The organism is Siphonobacter curvatus, from assembly GCF_002943425.1.
In the GTDB taxonomy this organism is placed as follows: domain Bacteria; phylum Bacteroidota; class Bacteroidia; order Cytophagales; family Spirosomataceae; genus Siphonobacter; species Siphonobacter curvatus.
Genome location: NZ_PTRA01000003.1, coordinates 73672 through 94104, shown reverse-complemented (window position 1 = coordinate 94104; position 20433 = coordinate 73672). Strand labels below are relative to the sequence as shown.

The window sequence follows — 20433 nt, the reverse complement described above, 5'->3', positions numbered from 1 at the left end:
GATGAAGAAGAAGCATCTTACCAGAATCTTCCGGCCTGACCGGAAGGCGGCTGGCCATCAGCGGCTACAAACTTAGGCATTTTTCCTTCATCCGTCGTACTTCCATTTAAATAAGGTACAGAATCACTTTTTCGTTTCCAATCGGGGCCTGAAAAATCCAAAAAATCATAAAAAACGCATTAAAGCCGCCTCGAAAAGTACAAAAACTAACCAATAGCTAGTTTGCAAACCTAGGAATGGCCTATCTTTGATGTCCCAAATCAAGCTTTAGGTTTAGTGCCCGTCTGTTAGGGCTGCCTAAGCACTAAACTTCAAAAACTCTAACACATGTCTTGGTTCACCCGGAAAGACAAGGGTATTCAAACCCCCACTGAAGCCAAGCGGGAAGCTCCCGACGGGCTTTGGTACAAGTGCCCTCAGTGCGGGAACATCATGCATACCCGCGAGCACAAGCTGCAGGCTTATACCTGCTCGAAATGCAATTACCACGAAAAAGTCGGTTCGCAGGAGTATTTTGAACTGCTCTTCGACGATACCCTTTATACTGAACTCGATCCGACGATGACGTCGGATGATCCGCTCCACTTCAAAGATACCAAAGCTTATCCCGACCGGATCAAGGCTACCGAACGTAAAACGGGCCTGAAAGATGCGGTTCGTACGGGTTATGGCAAAGTACAGGGCATCGATATGGTGGTGGCGTGTATGGACTTTAACTTCATCGGCGGTTCGATGGGCTCGGTGGTGGGTGAAAAAATCGCCCGGGCGATGGATTACTCCCTGAAAAACCGGATTCCCCTCCTGATGATCTCCAAATCAGGGGGTGCCCGGATGATGGAAGCAGGATTCTCGCTCATGCAAATGGCGAAAACGTCGGCGAAAATTGCTCTGCTCGATCAGGCCAAAATTCCCTACATCTCGCTTCTGACCGATCCTACCACGGGCGGCGTAACGGCTTCGTTTGCCATGCTGGGTGATTTCAACATCTCCGAACCCGGAGCCCTCATCGGCTTTGCGGGTCCCCGCGTCATTCGCGAAACCATCGGTAAAGATCTGCCTAAAGGCTTCCAGAGTGCCGAATTTGTGCAGGAACACGGCTTCCTCGACTTCATCGTGGATCGCAAGGATTTGAAAGATCGTCTGGCGAAATTGCTGGAAATCATCTGGGTCAAGCCTGCGTAAAACCCTATTTCAGTATAAAAAGCCTGGGTCCCACGACTCAGGCTTTTTTCGTATCCCTACAGATCGTTTGTTCTTAGTATCTTTATCGCAACCATTTTAACTTCTTCACTGTATGCGTGGTCGCTTGTCGCTGGCTTTTCTCTGGCTCTGTACCTTATTTTTTATCGGTTGTAAATCTTCGGAACAAGCATCGGAGGGCTCTTCGGTAGCGATCTCCTGGAAATTAATTTCCAACTTCACCGATACTCCCTCTGGTTTTAAAGCCCGTTTTATCTTCAAAAATAATGGTAGTGAAACGTTGGGTAACAAGGGCTGGACGCTGTACTTCAACATGTCTCCCCGCCCGATTCTGGCTTCCAAAACACCGTCTCCGGCTACCGTCGAACACATCAACGGCGACTGGTACAAGCTCACGCCCAACGAAAGTTTTGAGCTGAAACCCGGTGCCAGTCTGGAAATTCCCTACGAAGCTTCGGTCGCTATCATCAAGGAAACAGATGCCCCGATGGGTCTGTATTTTGTGCATACGGACGGAAAAGAAGAGAAAATCGAAGAAGTAGCCGACTATACAGTCGAACCGTTCACAGAAAAAGAACAAATCCTACGCGGCCCCAACGATCAGATTCCTCTGCCCACGGCGGCCTATCAGTATCAGCAAAATGCGGCCCTGAGTCTGGTTTCGCCGGAACAACTGCCGGTCTTGATTCCGTCTCCGGTGAAGGTGACTAAAACGGCGGGCTCCATTAGTCTGACGAAGGAATGGCCCATTTATTACGCGAAAGGGCTGGCCAATGAAGCTGCGTTTCTGGCTCAACGCCTCCAGGTACTGACGGGCACCTCGTTTGTGACCAAAGAAGGAACGAGTACGGAGCAACGGATTCAGCTCAGTACGGGTTCCGTGGCTGTCAACGGTGTTACGAGCGAAGCCTATCAACTGAACATAGCTGCCAACGGTATCCAGATCGTGGGAAGTGATGCGGCCGGGGTTTTCTACGGCGTAGAAAGTTTACTGGCTTTGGCTCCGGTTGCTGCCTACCAGAAAGCGACCGCTCCCCTGGCCCTACCGCAGGTACAGGTAGAAGACGCTCCCCGCTTCAAATTCCGGAGTATGCACTTCGACGTTTGCCGAAATTTTCAAACCAAGGAAACGGTCAAACGCATGTTGGATTTACTGGCTTTCTATAAAATCAATCACCTGCTGTTTTACCTGACGGAAGATGAAGCCTGGCGGCTGGAAATTAAGAGTCTGCCCGAATTGACCGAAGTAGGTTCGCATCGCCAACATACGGCGGGTATGCAAACGGCGGCCCTACACCCCGCTTACGGCTCCGGTCCCCACGCCGATGCCAAGGGCAAATACGGCAGTGGATACTACACCCGTCAGGACTTTATTGACATCCTAAAATACGCTCAGCAACGACACATTCAGATTATCCCGGAAATCGGATTTCCCGGTCACTCGCGGGCGGCTATCAAATCCATGGAAGCTCGGTACGAGCGCTTCATGAAAGAAGGCAAAACGAAAGAAGCCGAAGAATTCCGACTGATCGATCCCGAGGATACATCGGTTTATAGCTCGGCTCAAGCTTTTAAGGACAACGTGATCTGCGTGGCTCGCGAGTCAGCGTATCATTTCTTTGAAACGGTAATTGCTGACGTAGCGAAGATGTACGACGAAGCGGGATTGAAACTGACCGTACTCCACGTGGGTGGCGATGAAGTACCGCAGGGCGTCTGGACGAAATCGCCGATGGTGGACGAATTGCTGAAGAAACATCCCGAAATCAAAGGTCCTCGCTACCTGCAGAGTTACTTCTTCGGACAAATGCTCAGCCGATTGAAAAAATATAAGCTGGAAATCCACGGCTGGGAGGAAGTAGCCCTGAACGTAGACGCCTCGGGTCAGTACGTAGCCAATCCGGATTTTGTGGGCAAAGGCGTCGTTCCCTACATCTGGAATAACGTATTCGATGTGGATCTGGGGTATCGCATGGCCAATGCAGGTTATCCGGTGGTGCTGTGTAATGTGACGAATCTGTACATGGATCTGGCTTACAACAATGATCCGAAAGAACCCGGTTTGTACTGGGGTGGCTTTGTCGGACCGAAAAACGCCTGGACCTTTGCTCCCTACGATTTTGCCAAGACTACCTATACCAATTCGCTGGGGAAACCACTGGATTTTACGGGCAAGCAGAAGCTCAAAAATCGTCAGAACATTCTGGGTCTGGAAGCTCAATTGTGGAGTGAAACCGTCAAAGGCCGCGACATGATGGAGTATTACGTGTTACCGAAACTCATCGGGTTTGCGGAAAGTGCCTGGGCGGCTGAGCGGCCCTGGGAGACGATCGAAAACCGTGACCAACGCGAGAAGTCCATGCAAACGGGCTGGAATGTGTTTGCCAATACGCTGGCTCAACGCGAACTTCCCCGCCTGAGTTACTGGAACAATGGCTATAACTATCGCATCCCAACGCCGGGAGCGGTTCTGGAAAATGGTACCCTCCAAGCCAATGCCGAGTATCCCGGCCTGCAGATTCGGTATACAACAGACGGCTCCGAACCTGGACCACAGTCTACGCTGTACCAATCGCCCGTGCCGGTACAGGGAACGGTGAAACTGAAATGCTTCGATTCGGCGGGTAAATCAAGCCGTATGGTCACCGTGGGTAAGTAAGCCTAGCTGTAAACAAAAAAGGCAGTCAGGGTCTAGGCTCTGACTGCCTTTTCATTGATTCGACCACGATTCGTCTGGTCACTACCGCAGTTGCCTGCGTGGCTCGTAGCAGCCCTAAGGGGTGTTGGTTACCCTAAACGGCAGACCCGATCACCGAACTTAACCGTACGCATTTAGTTACTTATCAAAAGTCATAAATCCCTACTTTTTCAATGTTTTAGCTTCGTTCCAAAAGACGTCCATTTCAGCCAAGGTCATGTCTTTCAGGCTTTTTCCTAACTCTTTGGCTTTCGTTTCGATATACTGAAAGCGGGTAATGAACTTCTTATTGGTACGCTCCAGAGCCGTTTCGGGATTGATGTCCACAAAGCGAGCGTAATTAACCAGCGAGAATAATACGTCACCAAACTCACTCTCGGCTCGTTCCGTATCATGCACGGCTCCGGCTTTGAACTCCGCCCGGAATTCGTCAATTTCTTCGCGTACTTTATCCCAAACCTGTTCCCGATCTTCCCAGTCAAAACCCGCTCCACGGGCTTTTTCCTGAATCCGCATGGATTTCACCAGAGCTGGTAGCGAACCAGGTACGCCACCTAGTACCGACTTATTCCCTTCTTTAATTTTTAGCTGTTCCCAATTCTGTTTGACCTGTTCTTCGGTATCGGCCTGGGCTTCGCCGTAGATATGGGGATGCCGATCCACCAGTTTCTTACACAGGCTGTCCATCACATCCGTAATATCAAAATCGCCCGTTTCGGAAGCAATGCGAGCGTAAAAAACCAGATGCAAGAGTACATCTCCCAGCTCTTTTTTGATTTCATTGAGATCCTTCTCCAGAATCGCATCCGACAGCTCATAGGTCTCTTCAATCGTCAAATGCCGTAGCGAGTCCATGGTCTGCTTACGATCCCAGGGGCAATTTTCGCGAAGCTCATCCATGATCGTCAACACCCGATCAAAGGCCATCAATTGTTGTTTTCGCCGACTGGGCAACTCCTCAAATACCCGGGGCTGCTGGGAAGGGTGAAGTTCTTTTTGCATAAGAATACCGTTAAATCTAAAAGCAGTTAGGGTTTTGAGTGTAGTGTTTTGGAAGGAACCCCAGTCAAAACGCCAAACTCAAAACCCTAAACCTACTACGCATTTATTCATTTATTCCGCTAAAAACGGATAGCGATAATCCGTTGCGGGTACAAATCCTTCTTTAATCGTACGAGCCGATACCCAACGCAACAGGTTTTGCATCGAACCTGCCTTGTCATTGGTTCCGGAGCCCCGGGCACCGCCGAAGGGCTGCTGACCCACCACGGCTCCCGTACACTTATCGTTTACGTAGAAGTTTCCAGCGGAGTTCACCAACTTACGGCTTGCCAAGTCAATGGCGTAGCGATCCTGCGAGAAGATGGCACCCGTCAGAGCGTACGGCGACGTACGGTCAATCAGGCTCAGCGTTTCTTCAAACTGCGTAGGTTCGTACAGATAGATCGTCAATACGGGACCGAAGATTTCCTGTTCCATCGTTTCCGAATGCGGATCCGTCGTCAAGATCAACGTCGGATCGATAAACCAGCCTTTGGATGAATCGTACGTACCACCCCAGATAATCTCGTTGGCCGAGTTTTGGCGGGCCCGCTCAATGAAGCCCGTAATTTTCTGGAAAGCCCGCTCATCGATGACGGCATTCACGAAATTGGAGAAATCTTCCGTCGGCCCTACTTTCATCGTTTCCAGCATGGCTTTCATTTCTGACCATACGGATTCCCACAGCGTGGTCGGAATATAGGCCCGGGAAGCGGCGGAACATTTCTGGCCCTGGAATTCGAAAGCGGCCCGCAACAGGTTCGCTGCGTAGGCTTTTACATCGGCGGATTCGTGGGCAAGCATAAAGTCCTTCCCACCCGTTTCGCCCACAATACGCGGATAGTACCGGTAGCTATCCATGTGGCTACCAATATTTTTCCAGATCGTTTTGAACACGGCGGTACTACCCGTGAAGTGAATACCCGCAAACTCAGAATGACTGAAGACCAGATCACCAATCATCGGACCATCGCCCTGAATGAGGTTAATCACGCCGTCGGGCAAACCTGCTTCTTTAAGAATTTGCATCAACACATAGGCCGAATACATCTGCGTAGGGGCTGGTTTCCAGACGACCACGTTACCCATCATGGCCGCCGAAGCCGGTAAATTTCCGGAAATAGCCGTAAAATTGAAAGGCGTTAACGCAAACACGAACCCTTCTAAGGGACGGTACTCTACCTGATTCCAGATCGTAGGATCCGGAGAAATGGGTTGATTTCGGTAAATTTCTGTCGCAAAAGCCACATTGAAGCGTAGAAAATCCACCCACTCACACGCGGCGTCGATTTCGGCCTGGAAGGCGTTCTTCGACTGCCCCAGCATGGTAGAGGCATTCAACAGATACCGGTACTTGGTCGCAGACAATTCAGCAGCTTTGAGGAAAATCGCCAGACGTTGTTGCCAAGGTAATACAGCCCAGGCATGACGGGCCTGCAAAGCTACTTCAATGGCCTCGGTCACGTGTTCCGGACCACCTTCGTAGAAATAGCCCAGTACGTGCTGGTGATCGTGCGGCGGCGTAATGGCTACTTTTTTATTCGTACGAATTTGCTGATTTCCAATGTATAAAGGGACCTCAATCTCTTTGGAACGTAACTCAGCCAGGGTAGCTTTCAGTTTTTCACGTTCGGGTGAACCGGGGGCGTATCCGTATACGGGTTCGTTCTTCGGGATTGGGACGTTATAAATTCCGTTGGACATACTACTATGATGAAGTTTGATTTTAGCAAGCTTAGGAATAGCAATGAATGAACTTTACATCTGTTGTATGCAACACGAAGGCCATTCAAATAATTCAAATAGATTTGCGAAGGTACGGCTTTTCAAGAAATCCCTTTCAGAAGAATTTTTATGAAATCGTAAAATTTCACGCTTGATAGTCAGGGTACTAAGCCGCTAGGAAATAGTCTTTAGGTATGCAGGCACAGTTTTCTATAGACTTACACCCTATGGTTCAGCCATTTTGTCAGCAGTATTGAAGTGGCAGGCTTTTGTATTCATAATAATATTTTAGCTTTAGCCCGAAAAACTTATCACAGCCATGACAGCCGACGAATTTATCGCCGTCCGGCAATATACAGAGTCCGAAAAGTACGCCATCTTCGACCGGGAGCTCATGCCGCATATCCAGTCGATGTATAACTTTGCTTTTCGCCTGACTCAAGACGAGGACGATGCCAACGATCTGGTTCAGGACACCTATCTGAAGGCGTTCCGGTTCATCAATTCTTTCGAGAAGGGGACCAACGCTAAAGCCTGGCTGTTTCGGATCTTAAAGAATAGTTTCATCAACGACTACCGCCGTAAGTCGAAGGAGCCGAACAAAGTAGACTACCAGGAGGTAGAAACCTACTACGATTCGGAAGAAATGGCGGGTACTAGTCAGACCACCGATTTGCGGGCCGAAACGGTTCAGGAATTGCTGGGTGATGAAGTTACGAATGCCCTGAATGCCTTGCCCATCGATTTTCGTACGGTACTGATCCTCTGTGACGTGGAAGGATTTACGTACGAAGAAATGGCCAAAATTCTCGATATCCCCATTGGTACGGTCCGTTCACGGCTGCACCGGGCCCGTATGTTGTTGAAGGAAAAGCTCAAAACATATGCGACCTACATGGGTTATGATACGAGTGAGCGTTCGGAAGACGAAGAATCCTTGTAAGACGGAAACTTTTTGGCGGAGAAATCTGCTATAGCATGGACTGCCTCTAGCAGTCCTATTTTTCTGTCTGCCAAAAGATTAATCGTTCGTCTTACTTTCTTCCAGCGTAACGTACCTTAAAATTTATTTTCGAAAGAATTATCTGTAACTCAGGAACCAAAAGAACCAGGTATTGATTTTGGCCTCAGTTTTCCACGTTTAGAGAGGTGCATTGAGCCCCGCTAATTATCTTATTTTATCATGACTCCCATGACACCCGAATCCAGTTCATCTGCCGAAGCAGAGAAGGTGGTTAAGAAAGAGCACTGTGAGAACCATGCCAATTGCATGAAACTCATTCAGATGGCTTTGGACGGCGAAGCCAGTCCCGAGGAACTCGAACACGTTCGCCAGAATTTGGGCAATTGTCTACCCTGTAACCGCGGTTACAACTTAGAAAAAGCAATTAAGCAAGCCTTACAATTACGCGTTGAGCAAAAAGCAGTACCGCAAAGTCTGGTTGATTGCATCAAAAGTAAGATCCACGAACTTTAAAACGACACATATAGCCTTAAGACTATCCTTCTCATTGCTAAGAAGTTACGTTTTTTATATCCAATATTGATCCGTCTGATTTATTTTTGAGGCTATATCATGACCTCGGGGTACGCTCCGGGGTTATTCATTAACAGACCTTAACTATTTCATTGGTTTGAACGGTAAAGCCATTATTTTCTGTGCACCTTCCGGTTCCGGAAAAACAACACTCGTTAAACATTTGCTGGCCTCACAGCCCGATCAGTTCGGTTTCTCTATCTCTGCCTGCACGCGGGACAAACGCGGCCGGGCCGAAGAACACGGGAAAGACTACTACTTCCTGAGCATCGACGAGTTTAAACAAAAAATTGACGAAGACGCCTTTGCTGAATGGGAAGAAGTGTATCCCGGTGGCTACTACGGCACACTTAAGTCCGAAGTAGAGCGGGTTTGGGCTTCGGGCAAACACATTTTATTTGACGTGGACGTACGCGGGGGACTGAAGTTGAAGCAATATTTTGGCGACCGGGCGCTGGCTATTTTTGTGAAAGTGCCTTCCATGGAAGTACTCGAACAACGCTTACGTTCACGGGGTACCGAAACCGAAGACAGCATCTCCAAACGTCTTTATAAAGTACGCTTCGAAATGTCCTTCCAGGATCAGTTTGACGTCATTCTGGTTAATGATGATCTGGAAACGTCAACCCAGGAAACGGAACGACTCGTTTCGGAGTTTATTGGAAGATAATTATTCGTTGATGGTTATTCGTGGTTTGACGGAGCTCGAAACAACTAACTATCTACCAACAACCAACCACTAAGATCATGCGAATTGCGTTGGAACATATGCCGGATCATGCCCGCCTTTGGGTATATCAGGCCGATCGCAGCCTTTCGACGGCTGAGCAAAAAGCCATTCAGCAGCAGCTGGAGGCCTCGTTTGAAGAATGGGCCGCCCACGGCCAACCGCTGACGAATGCGGTACAAATCGTGGAAGGACGCTTTGTGTTGCTGGCCGTTGACGAAAAAGCCTACGCGGCGAGCGGCTGTTCCATCGACGCCTCTACCCGAATTATTAGCCAGATCGGTCAACAGGCGGGTATCAACTTCTTTGATCGCTCGATTGTATTCCGTACCCCGCAGGGGATTGACTCTGTAGACGGCCTCAAGGGTAAATCAGCCGTGAAAGCGGGTACCATTCAACCCCATACAATCCTGTTTAACAATCAGGTCAAAACGGTCGGCGAGTTCCGTACCCAATGGGAAGTACCCGCGGCAGAAAGCTGGATGAAACGGTTTTTTAATTTGGTTGTGAGTTAATCGTTTTTTGTAGACCGTATAAAAAAGGCCCGAACGTTCTGTAACGTTCGGGCCTTTTTCGATGGGTAGAAACCGAGTTGATTGACCAGATTGTATAATGGATTAAAAGATCAGCCGTCTCAGCGGGACGAAAACGGATCTACTATAGCATAAAACAATCATCCCCTAACAACTACTTCTTATAATGCTCCCGAGGCAACTCCCGCAGCCGCTGAGCACTTTGCTCAGGTGTGATGTCGCGTTGGGGATTGGCCAGCATTTCGTAGCCTACCATGAATTTCTTCACCGTTGCGGAACGCAGCAGCGGCGGCAGAAACACAAAGTGCCAGTGCCATTCTTCGTGTACGTCGCCGTCGGTTGGGGCTTGGTGAATACCCGCCGAGTACGGAAATGATACTTCAAAAAGATTATCGTAGATGATCGTCAGCTGGCGGTAGGCTTCCGCCAGCCCATCGCGTTCGGCACTGGTCATTTCCAGAATAGATGCCATGGGTCGTTTTGGAATGATCATCGCCTCGTACGGCCATACGGCCCAAAACGGGATCAGAGCTACGAAATGCTCGTGTTCGAACAGAATTCGTTCTTTCTTTTCCAGTTCTTTCGTCAGGTAATCGCTCAACAGCGTTCGCCCGTGGCGATCGTAGTACTTTTTCTGGGCGATCTGTTTTTTATACGGCTCATCGGGAATGCTGTACTGAGCCCAGATCTGACCGTGCGGGTGCGGATTGGAGCAACCCATGACGAAGCCCTTGTTTTCAAAAATCTGTACGTGATTGATTTTCGGGTCCGTACCCAGTCCTTCGTACTCCTGACACCAGGCATCCACCACGCGGCGAATGTCTTTGGCTTCCATTTCGGGAATGGTCAGATCGTGCCGGGGCGAGAAACAAATTACTTTGCAGATGCCTGATTCGCTTTCTGCCTGAAACAGTTCGCCATCGGAAACCTGTCCGGCGGGCGTATCGTGAATCAACGCGGAAAAGTCGTTCGTAAAGACATATACGTTTTCGTAATCCGGATTCTTTTCTCCGTTGGAACGCGTATTGGTTGGACACAAATAGCAGGTTGGATCGTACGAGGGTCGTTTGTCTTCCGCCGACTTTTCCACCTGTCCCTGCCAGGGACGTTTGGTCCGGTGGGGCGACACCAGCACCCAGCTTTCCGTCAGCGGATTGTAGCGGCGGTGCGGATGTTCGTCAAATTGAAATTCACTCATGAGGCGTGTTGCGTTTCAGATGTTCGGTTTGGCGTTGCTTGTTTAAACCCGTTCGTTCGATGATTCCAGACGAGAAGTGCCTTTTTTGATAACGACTTTATGCGTTACTAAATCCAGATTCAGCGATTCCTTGTACGCTTTCGTCATGGTTTCGATGAAAGCATCCGCCGCTCCTTTTTCAATCAGATTGATGGTACATCCGCCGAAGCCCCCCCCCATCATGCGGGCTCCCAGTACCGCCGGATTCAGGCGAGCCTGATCCACCAGAAAGTCGAGTTCTTCACAGCTTACTTCATACTCATGTTGCAGGCCTTCGTGGGTCTGATACATTTTCGTTCCGAACGCTTCCAGATCGTCTTTCTGCAAATCCTTACAGGCTTCCACAACGCGGTTGATTTCCTCAACAATGTATTTACAACGTTTATACGTTACTGGATCAAACTCAGCCTGGTGTTCCTGCAAGAACTCGATACTCACATCCCGCAGGCTCTGTATACTGGGTTTATGAGCCTGTAGAATAGCCACACCTCGTTCGCATTCGGCTCGCCGGGTGTTGTATTCAGAGGTTCCCAGGGAATGTTTTACGCCCGTATCGCACAACACCAGTACGTGTTGGTCCTGCGTAAAAGGAAAGTATTCGTATTCCAGCGAACGGCAGTCCAGACGGATTACAGCATCCGTATCCCCCATCAGCGAAGCGAACATATCCATGATCCCGCAGTTGAGGCCCACAAACTGATTCTCGGCCCGCTGGCAAAGTTGCACCAGGGCCATCTTGGGAATGCCCAGCTGATACAGTTCATTAATGGCAAAGGCCAGCCCCGCTTCCAGAGCCGCTGAAGAAGAGACGCCCGCTCCTACCGGAATATTTCCACCAAAGACCAGATCAAAGCCATGAAATTCGTAACCCAGTTTCTGAATCTGATCGATAACGCCTTTGAGGTAGTACGTCCACTTTTCTTCCGTTTTCTCCAGCTGATCCGTCGCAAACGTTTCTTGGCGGTTTAGGTTATACGCAATCGTACGACATACGTTATCCGTGCGGGGACTAATGGCGAAAAACATTTCGCGATCAATCGCCGCAGGTAGTACAAAGCCCATATTGTAATCCGTGTGCTCACCAATGAGGTTGATTCGTCCCGGAGAACGAACCAACAAGGCCGGTTCAGTTCCGAACGAAGCACGGAAGGTTTCTATAATGGCAGTAACGAGAGGATCCATAATCATTGAGGTAATGCGTCGTATTAAGATTTTGTATTCAAAAGAACACGTATTTTGTGAGATTCATTGGCGATCGTCCGTATTACATTCGTCCGCAAGACGTAGAAACCAATGGATCAGGGATTGCAAAGCATTGCACAAGTACACGAATGAAGTAGATTTAACAGGGGATCATGCAAAAAAGCCAAGCCACCATCAAGCAAATTGCCCAGGAGTTAGGCGTTTCGATCTCCACGGTTTCGCGGGCCTTGCAGAACAACCCACGCATCGGCCTGCGTACCCGCGAACGCGTCTGGGAACTGGCCCGTCAATTGCAGTACCGGCCCAATCCGGCGGCGTTGGTACTCAAGAAAAAACATACCCGTACCATTGGCGTAGTATTGCCCTTTCTGAAAGAAGAATTTTTCTCGACGGCCATTACGGCCATTGAAGATGTCCTAACGGGGTACAACGTCGTCATTAGTCAGTCGCGGGATGAACTGGAACGCGAAAAAGGAGCTTTGGCTACCTTTCTAGCCAGTCGGGTAGATGGCGTCATTGCTTCCATTTCGGCGGAAACGCATCATTATCTGCATTTCAAGGAGCTGGAAAGCTTTGGCATTCCCGTCGTGTTTTTTGACCGCGTCCCCCGGCGACTGCCTGCGCATAAAGTTCGCAGTAATATCAGTACCGCCGCCCGCGAGCTGGTTGATTTTCTGGCCGACCGTGGCCTCGAACGCATTGCTCTGCTCAATGGTCCGGCTCAGCTGGAAGTTTCCGAGGAACGTCAGCAGGGCTATTTACAAGCGATGAAAGAGCGGCACCTGCCCATCGATCCTTCGTACGTCTGTTCTTCGGATTTATCGAAAGCCGATACGCAGGCGAAAGTCGACTATCTGCTCAGCCGTGAACCAAAACCACAGGCCATTGTTGCCTTCAATGATTACATTTCCCTCTACGCCATGGAGCGGACCCAGGCTCTGGGTCTGATTCCAAATCAGGATGTGTATTTTGTAAGTTTTGCGAACCTGCCCATGATGGAATACGCTGCTCACCCGCCTCTGGCATCGGTCGATCAGTTTGCGTATACCATGGGCGAAAAGGCCGCTGAACTGCTCCTGCAACTCATCCAGAGTCCGGAGGAAATTCCGTATCAGGAACTTTGGGTAGAAACCCAGCTGGTCATTCATTAGCAAGCCAGCCATTGATTCAAAAGAAACACGTATTGTTAGTATGGCCGAAAACTTATTCATTCCCGAAACCACTTCCCGTCAGGAACTCTACGAAAGTCTGGTACCCCAGATTGAAGCCCTTGTAGAGGGTGAAGACGACTTTGTAGCCAATCTGGCCAACATTGCGGCTGCCCTGAAACAAACCTTTGATTTTTTCTGGGTTGGCTTTTACCTGCGGAAAAATAATCAACTTGTTCTGGGACCTTTTCAGGGGCCCATCGCCTGTACGCGGATTGACTTCAACAAGGGCGTTTGTGGGCACGCCTATACCACGCAGCAGACGGTTCTAGTACCCGATGTGGACGCCTTTCCGGGACATATTGCCTGTTCGTCGGCTTCCCGTTCGGAGATTGTCCTCCCCGCTTTTGATGTCAATCAGGAAGTTTTTCTGGTACTGGACGTGGACAGCGATCAGCTCGACGATTTCCACGAAGAAGACCGCCAGGGACTTGAGCAAATCATGCGAATCATTGAAAAACTGGCCCGTACGAATTACTGAGTTTGCCGTTGACGGTTTTCAGTTAATCCTGCGTTGTATGTATGCTTATAATGGGAAAGCCCTTCGCCTGAGAGGATCCGGACTTGAAGGGCTTTCTTTGTATTTACTACCGTATGCACTACGGCCCTCTATTGCTCTTACTTTTTAATAAACCAGTCCTGCACCGCAGACAGATTGTAAAACGCCCAGCTAAACACCACGGCCCAGAGTACGGCAAATACCAGCATCCAGCTCAGAATACGCAGCGGCGATGCTTTAAAGGATACCGCCAGCAGAGTACCGCCGATGGGCGTAAACAGTAAGGGTGTCAGACAGGCAATACCGGCAATACCGAATTTCCGGTAAATACGAACGGCCCGCCGCGTGCTTTTGCTAAAACGCTTCCGCTTGCTTTTACGTAAGTCTTCCCAAACCAGCCGAAGCCACTGGCCCAGAAAGGTAAACAGGAAGACGCTGACCATCATTCCAACGACGGTGCAAACGATGGTTTCCAGCAATGATAACTGGAGGGCTAAACCCGCCAGTGGTCCGCCGACAAACTTCAGCATGGAAGCCAGTACAACGGAAAGGTACTTACTAATCAGTGTCATGACCTACTACAGCTTTTCACCAAAGGCCAAATCACCGGCATCGCCAAGACCGGGGATAATATAATAATTATGATTCAATCGTTCGTCGATGTCCCCTACCCACAAACGACACTCGGGCATGCGGTCCTGCAGATATTTGATACCTTCGGGAGCCGCAATGGCCGCGGCAATGTGCGTACGAGCCGGAATGCCGTAACGGATGAGTGAGCGGTAGGAAGTTTCCAGCGACTTTCCGGTAGCCAGCATGGGGTCCACAATGATGAGCGTTTTTCCGGTTAAATCAGGGCAGGAAATATATTCCAGCTCGACGGTAAACTCTTCTCCTTCCGCGTGAAGCCCCCGGTACGCCCCAATAAAGGCATTTTGAGCTCCATCGAAAGCATTGAGAAAGCCCTGATGAAAAGGCAGACTAGCCCGCAAAACCGCCGCCAGTACGGGCTGCTGAGCCATGAGAAAGGTCTTACTCGTTCCTAACGGGGTCTGTACTTCCGTTTTGGAGTAGGTAAGGGTTTTGGAAATCTCGTAGGCCAGAATCTCCCCGAGCCGTTCCAGATTCCGCCGAAATCGCAGGGGATCTTTCTGAATACGGACGTCTCGAAGTTCGGCTATGAAATGGTTGGCTATGGAAGATTGCTCGGTCAGGACAAACATGTAAAAATGAATTTCAGAATCCTTTTGTAATTTGCAGGGCCTTTTGGCTGTTTACAAAGTAAGTAATAAAACGTTAAACCCGAGGGTACGCGTCTTTCTCCTATGCCAAGATTTACCCTATTCTTTTTTCTTTTGTGGTTACAGGCTGCGGTTGCGTGGAGTCAAAGCGTATACGCCCCTCTTAATTCGGATTATTATCATCTCATTGATCGATATGAAATCAAAAGCGGAAAACATGCTCCGGGTTATCAAAGTACGGTAAAGCCCTACCTGCGTAAAAATATTGTGCAATTGATCGACAGCCTTTCCTGCGATGAATGTGCTGATTTATCGGATGTAGACCGCTTTAACATTAAGTATCTCCGGGAAGATAGCTGGGAATGGAGTAAGAAGCCCGAGCAAACAGCCAATAGCAAAGAATCCTTCTGGCAATATTTCTACCACAAGAAGAACGATATGTACAGCGTATCCAACGATGACGTTGAGCTGCATGTCAATCCCGTTCTTTATGGCTTGCTGGGCGTTGGCAAAGATGCCTCGCCTTACTCTTACATCAACACCCGTGGAATTGAGATTCGGGGTTCCATTGGCAAGAAGCTGGGTTTTTACACGTACGTGACCGATACGCAGATGCGTCTGCCGGGCTATTATCAGGACCGGATCAACTTTTTTAAAGCCGTTCCTAACGAAGCCGCTTACAAAATTTTCCGCAGTACGACCAGTTCCGACGGCGTAACGGTTACGCCGGAAACGGCTACTGATTTCTTTACGGCTCGCGGCTACATCACCTTCGATCCTATCAAGCAGATTAATCTTCAGTTTGGTCACGATAAGGTTTTTATTGGCAATGGCTTTCGTTCGATGATTCTCTCGGATAACAGCGGCCCTTACCTCTTTTTGAAGCTTACTACCAAAATTGGCCCCTTTCAGTACGTCAACTTATTCAGTGAAATCAGTAACCAGCAGGATAGCATTCCGGCATACGGTGCTCTGCCTACCAAAAAATACATGGCCTATCATCGTCTGGGCCTGAACATTGGTGATAACGTAAACATTGGCCTTTTCGAAACGATCATTCACAGCCGGGATAAATCGCAGGGCTACTTCGATTTGAGCTACCTGAACCCCGTCATTTTCTACCGGGCTATTGAAGCTCAGAAATTTAGTGCCGACAACTCCATGGTGGGTATGGACGTACGCTGGACTTTCCTGCGAAAATTTCAGGCGTACGGACAGCTTAATCTGGATGAATTCAACTTTCAGGAATTACGCAAAGGCCGCGGCTGGTGGGGCAATAAATTTGGCTACCAGTTGGGCGGAAAATACATCAATGCCTTTGGCGTCGATAACCTTGATTTACAGCTCGAATGGAACGGAGCCCGCCCGTATACCTTCCAGCACGTTTCCAACAAAACCAATTTTGTGCACTACAATCAGGTCATGGCCCATCCCTTGGGAGCTAACTTTCAGGAAATAGCGGGTACCATTCGCTATCAGCCCCTGCCTCGTTTGAACGTAACGGCCGTGATTCTGAGTGCCAACTATGGGCTTGATCTGCCGGGTCGTAACTACGGAAGTAATCCCTTGCTTAACTACAACGAAGCCGACCGCCCCGCTGGACGCGAATACGGCAACTTTATCGGTCAGGGCGTAGGAACTAATCTTTTTTACGGCGAACTCGTAGCCTCGTATCAGTTCCGTCACAACGTCTTCATCGACTTTCGTCAGGTATTCCGTGATCAGAAATCTGCTCTTTCCCAATTTGACCGTAGCACAGTTTTTTCATCCCTTTCCATTCGAATTAATTCGCCACAGCGTTTGCTGGCTTTTTAATTTCTGTTATTTTTACTGTATTTAAAGCCTATTAATCTGACCGCCATCAAGATTATGACTTGGAAGTGCATTGCTAGTTCAGCGAATTTTCCCGCCTTTGTAAGCTTCGGAACATTCCCGTATGCTCTGGGTTGGCATCAGCCCCTGCCTTTCCCTCGTCCATCACACTTGATGGCTTCTTTTTCCTGCTCTACCCCAAATTTTTATATCAACGCGTAACGGAAGCAAGCCACGGGCCTTGCGGCTATGCCCTTTCATACGCTAATCGCGTAGTCCACCCTTAACAGCTTTTGGGAATCATCCCAATTCATTTATTACAGCTACATGAGTACGAAAAAAAGTGCAGTAGACGGGGGCAAATGGATAACCTTATCCACGGTTATCTCCACGGTCTTTCAATTCTTACAGGTTACCATCCTGGCTAGAATTTTAGACCCCTCGGTATTTGGGGTAGTGAGTGTGAGTGCATTACTTATTAACTTATTTTACATCTTTAGTAATCTCGGTTTTTCCAATTCCATCATCTACAAGCAGGAAAATGACCGTAACGTCTTATCCAGCATTTATTTCACCAGTTTACTGCTGGGCCTTACCATCTTTTGTATAGCCTATCTGAGTGCTCCGCTGGTGGTAGCGTACTATAAAGAACCCAAGCTCGACTACGTAATCAAGCTGGCGTCGATTTACTTTCTCATCATCTATTTTGGTCAGATTTACCTGTTTTTACTGCAAAAAGAGCTGAAGTTTAAAACGATTGCTCTGATGGAAATCATTGCCACCGTTGCGGGTACGGCCATTACCATTGCCTTAGCCTATAATCATTACGAAGAACTCTCACTGATTTACGGACAACTAGCTACGCACGTTATCCGTACTTCTTTGCAAGTTATTTTAGGTCGCCACCTGTTTACGCCCAGATTTTATCTGAACTTCGGTGCCATTAAAGAGCATTTAAAGTTCGGCGTATATAACGTAGGGGATGGCTTATTAGGCTTCATTCAGGGCAATTCTGACAACATCATTGTGGGAGGATTACTCGGCGTTAAAGCCCTGGGTTATTATACCATTGCCTCGCAGTTAGCTATCTTCCCCATTACCAAATTAAGTCCCATTATTTTACAGGTCGCCTACCCGATTCTAGCTAAAATGAAGGAAAGTGATTCGGAGTTAAAGAAAGCCTATCTGAGCATTTTAGACCTGGTAAGCTACCTCAATATTCCTTTGCTGGCGGGATTGTATATTACGGCAGACAGCGTAGTCCCGCTGATGTATGGTCCGGGATGGGAAGAAACGATTCCACTCATTAAGATTTTCGTATTCGTCAGTATTTTCTATTGCCTTTCCAATCCGTTGTTTACGCTGGCCTTTACCAAAGGGAAGCCCAATTTACTTTTCTATCTTAACCTGGTTACCCTGCTGGTAAAAGTCCCCTTACTCTATCTGCTGGGTACCCGCTGGCAGGTTTACGGTATTGCTACGGCTTTCCTGCTGAGTACGTTTATTAACCTGATTCTAAACTTCTTTATCGTTCAATATTTAGTCGGTGATTTTATTCGTGATTTCTTCGCCAACTTCATCAAGCCCGTCCTTTTCTGTGCCCTGATGATTCTTTTTATTGTGGCGTATAAACACTACGTAGGTAGCGACGGACTATTCCATACGCTCGCTCAGATTCTCATCGGTGGCAGTATTTATTTGCTACTGACCTTTAAATACAAGATTACGCTGAAAGAAATTGTAGCGTTTAGACGAAGCGTTTCCTAGCCTAAGTCGAATCCTAAGCTGACCAGAACGATGAAACACCGATTCGATGTACTAGATATTTTCAGGGGTATTTTTGCCTCTTTAGTGGTATTATTCCACATGGCTCTATCGTCCGATACGCCCTTGCTTAACAACCAATTCATTGATCACGCCGATGTTTTCGTTGACTTTTTCTTCGTTCTCAGTGGCTTTGTGATCACGTATCGCTATCAGGCCATTGCTACCACGCAGGATTTTTCGCTGTATTTCAGCAAGCGTATTCTTCGTATTTATCCGTTGCATTTATTCATGCTGGCGATCTTTCTCATTATGGAAGTAACGAAGAAATACATGACTTCCTACGTTCACATTAACCAGCTTGATAATGAAAATAACAACGTCGTTACTTTCTTTACTTCCTTGTTTTTGCTCAACTCAGTCAAGCTATTTGGAGTCAAGGATTTGAGCTGGAATATACCCAGCTGGTCGATCAGTGCCGAAATGATTTCCTACTTTTTCTTCGGCGTTTGTATGCTCTTCATTGCTCAGGTAAAATTAACTCGCTGGAAAAAGGAAGTCTACGCACTGGTTGTTCTACTCAGTATTGCTATTCTTTACGCAGTAACCGGAGCTTTTCGAATGAATTATGGCTATGATTACGGTTTCTTGCGAGGACTCATTGGCTTTTTTACGGGGGCCGTCTGTTTTTGTGTGTTCCAACAGGTGTATCCCCGCTGGCATACCGGCAAAGAGTCCTGGTTTAGTGTGGCCGAATTCCTCTCCGTAGTCTTGATCTTTCTGGCTATTTACTTTGGGGCGTATTTGAAGGATATAGGCGTCGTATATGACCTCATCTTCTTCATTCCAATCTTGATTTTCTCTTTTGAAAAAGGATTCGTTTCCAAATTTTTAAAACGAATTCCCTTTTTACATAAAGTTGGGTTGTACAGTTACTCCATTTACCTGACACACCCCTTCACCCTGAGTATTTTCAACATTCTATTTATTCGAATTTTACATTTCCAGAAAGAGGATTACAGTTATTTATTTATTCTCAACTATACCTTTATTTTCCTTTTTGCCCGCTGGACGTACCATCATGTAGAAATGAAATTTAAGGATTATAAGTGGTTGGATTCCCTACGTGGTTCCCCCAAAAGGACCCTTCCGGACCAGCACTAAGAGGCCGTTTTCTGTTTTACCGCCGTCTTTACCATCCGATTTATGGGTACTCATTTTGCTGAGGTTACGCTATTGATTACACACTACAATCGTAGCCAGTCGCTGCAACGGTTATTGCAGGGTTTTGAGGAATTGAACTGTACATTCGGTCAGATTGTCGTTTCCGACGATGGTAGCAAACCTGAACACCTGCAGGTACTCCAATCGTTGCAACATTCGCACACATTCGATTTGATTACGACGCCCGTCAATAAAGGACTGGCGAATAATATCAATAAAGGCCAGGATGCTGTCAAACAGCCCTATACGCTCTATGTGCAGGAAGATTTTATTCCAAAGCAGGCCTTTGCCACGCATTTTCAGGATGCCCTGCAGTTAATGCATCAGAACGAGCGTTTAGACATCATCCGACTGTATGCTTACTTTCCCTATCCCTACCTAAAGCCGTACGAAAAAGGATTTTCGGAGATGGTATTTAAAGGCCAGCTCTGGAATATGGATCACCTGAAATTTTACTACTACAGCGATCACCCTCACCTGCGTCGGAATACATTCTTTCAGAAGTTTGGCCGCTATAAGGAAGGCACTAACAGTGATCAAGCCGAGTTTCAGATGTGTCTGTCGTTCATTAAACACGACGGGAAAGGCCTATTTTTCGATGCTTTCACCACCCTTTTTGATCAGGCGAACTCGTCTAGTGAACCCAGTACGGCGACATTCCGGGCCGATTGGAAACAGAATTCCACGCCCTGGGTGCGAATGCTGCGATGGGGGTATTTGAAATATCGGTTTTTGAAAAATACCGTCCAGTTACTGACCTATCAACGCTAAGATCCCACTACGC

18 protein-coding genes are annotated in these 20433 nt (G+C 48.1%); 12 read left to right on the top strand and 6 right to left on the bottom strand.

Features of this window, described 5'->3' with window-relative positions; all coding sequences use genetic code 11:
- Positions 1–327: 327 nt before the first annotated feature.
- Complete coding sequence (gene accD, locus C5O19_RS17425; RefSeq protein ID WP_104714683.1) at positions 328–1182, top strand: acetyl-CoA carboxylase, carboxyltransferase subunit beta; 855 nt, start codon at positions 328–330, stop codon at positions 1180–1182.
- Positions 1183–1294: 112 nt separating this feature from the next.
- Positions 1295–3859: a family 20 glycosylhydrolase gene (locus C5O19_RS17420; protein WP_104714682.1), complete on the top strand. Its 2565-nt coding sequence runs from the start codon at positions 1295–1297 to the stop codon at positions 3857–3859.
- 201 nt (positions 3860–4060) lie between these two features.
- On the opposite strand, the gene mazG is transcribed toward C5O19_RS17420, so the two are convergent.
- Together mazG and pruA are read right to left on the bottom strand one after the other, a co-directional pair.
- On the bottom strand, positions 4061–4900 hold the full coding sequence (gene mazG, locus C5O19_RS17415; protein ID WP_243406433.1) for a nucleoside triphosphate pyrophosphohydrolase: 840 nt from the start codon (positions 4898–4900) through the stop codon (positions 4061–4063).
- A gap of 111 nt (positions 4901–5011) precedes the next feature.
- Positions 5012–6643, bottom strand: a complete 1632-nt coding sequence (gene pruA / locus C5O19_RS17410) for an L-glutamate gamma-semialdehyde dehydrogenase (RefSeq protein ID WP_104714681.1) — start codon at positions 6641–6643, stop codon at positions 5012–5014.
- 340 nt (positions 6644–6983) lie between these two features.
- Here pruA and C5O19_RS17405 point away from each other — a divergent pair, with 340 nt between their 5' ends.
- The 4 genes from C5O19_RS17405 (at position 6984) to C5O19_RS17390 (ending at position 9443) form a co-directional block, all read left to right on the top strand.
- A complete protein-coding gene (locus C5O19_RS17405) occupies positions 6984–7607 on the top strand; it encodes a sigma-70 family RNA polymerase sigma factor (RefSeq protein ID WP_104714680.1) in 624 nt (207 codons plus the stop codon).
- Between the two features lie 240 nt (positions 7608–7847).
- The gene (locus C5O19_RS17400) at positions 7848–8141 is read left to right on the top strand and encodes an anti-sigma factor (RefSeq protein ID WP_133163384.1); all 294 of its coding nucleotides are present in this window, start codon (positions 7848–7850) and stop codon (positions 8139–8141) included.
- 157 nt (positions 8142–8298) lie between these two features.
- The gene (gmk, locus tag C5O19_RS17395) at positions 8299–8871 is read left to right on the top strand and encodes a guanylate kinase (RefSeq protein WP_104714679.1); all 573 of its coding nucleotides are present in this window, start codon (positions 8299–8301) and stop codon (positions 8869–8871) included.
- Positions 8872–8948: 77 nt separating this feature from the next.
- Positions 8949–9443 (top strand): hypothetical protein, encoded by a 495-nt coding sequence (locus C5O19_RS17390; RefSeq protein ID WP_104714678.1) that lies wholly within the window; start codon positions 8949–8951, stop codon positions 9441–9443.
- 172 nt (positions 9444–9615) lie between these two features.
- Here the strand turns inward: C5O19_RS17390 and C5O19_RS17385 are convergent, their stop codons facing one another.
- Together C5O19_RS17385 and galK are read right to left on the bottom strand one after the other, a co-directional pair.
- Complete coding sequence (locus C5O19_RS17385; protein ID WP_104714677.1) at positions 9616–10659, bottom strand: UDP-glucose--hexose-1-phosphate uridylyltransferase; 1044 nt, start codon at positions 10657–10659, stop codon at positions 9616–9618.
- Between the two features lie 42 nt (positions 10660–10701).
- Positions 10702–11880: a galactokinase gene (gene galK / locus C5O19_RS17380; RefSeq protein WP_104714910.1), complete on the bottom strand. Its 1179-nt coding sequence runs from the start codon at positions 11878–11880 to the stop codon at positions 10702–10704.
- A 173-nt stretch (positions 11881–12053) separates the two neighbouring features.
- Between galK and C5O19_RS17375 the strand changes: the two genes are divergently transcribed.
- Positions 12054–13052, top strand: coding sequence for a LacI family DNA-binding transcriptional regulator (locus C5O19_RS17375; RefSeq protein WP_104714676.1), 999 nt, complete (start codon positions 12054–12056; stop codon positions 13050–13052).
- Positions 13053–13092: 40 nt separating this feature from the next.
- Positions 13093–13590, top strand: coding sequence for a GAF domain-containing protein (locus C5O19_RS17370; protein ID WP_104714675.1), 498 nt, complete (start codon positions 13093–13095; stop codon positions 13588–13590).
- Positions 13591–13727: 137 nt separating this feature from the next.
- On the opposite strand, the gene C5O19_RS17365 is transcribed toward C5O19_RS17370, so the two are convergent.
- Together C5O19_RS17365 and upp are read right to left on the bottom strand one after the other, a co-directional pair.
- Entirely contained in the window at positions 13728–14180 is a 453-nt protein-coding gene (locus C5O19_RS17365) for a hypothetical protein (protein ID WP_104714674.1), read from the bottom strand.
- Between the two features lie 6 nt (positions 14181–14186).
- Positions 14187–14831 (bottom strand): uracil phosphoribosyltransferase, encoded by a 645-nt coding sequence (gene upp / locus C5O19_RS17360; RefSeq protein WP_104714673.1) that lies wholly within the window; start codon positions 14829–14831, stop codon positions 14187–14189.
- 102 nt (positions 14832–14933) lie between these two features.
- On the opposite strand from upp, the gene C5O19_RS17355 reads away from it, so the two are divergent.
- From C5O19_RS17355 to C5O19_RS17340, 4 genes are all read left to right on the top strand, one after another.
- The gene (locus C5O19_RS17355; RefSeq protein WP_104714672.1) at positions 14934–16664 is read left to right on the top strand and encodes a hypothetical protein; all 1731 of its coding nucleotides are present in this window, start codon (positions 14934–14936) and stop codon (positions 16662–16664) included.
- Positions 16665–16988: 324 nt separating this feature from the next.
- Complete coding sequence (locus C5O19_RS17350) at positions 16989–18428, top strand: MOP flippase family protein (RefSeq protein ID WP_104714671.1); 1440 nt, start codon at positions 16989–16991, stop codon at positions 18426–18428.
- A gap of 30 nt (positions 18429–18458) precedes the next feature.
- Entirely contained in the window at positions 18459–19589 is a 1131-nt protein-coding gene (locus C5O19_RS17345) for an acyltransferase family protein (protein ID WP_104714670.1), read from the top strand.
- Positions 19590–19631: 42 nt separating this feature from the next.
- Positions 19632–20420: a glycosyltransferase family 2 protein gene (locus C5O19_RS17340; protein ID WP_104714669.1), complete on the top strand. Its 789-nt coding sequence runs from the start codon at positions 19632–19634 to the stop codon at positions 20418–20420.
- Positions 20421–20433: the final 13 nt, after the last annotated feature.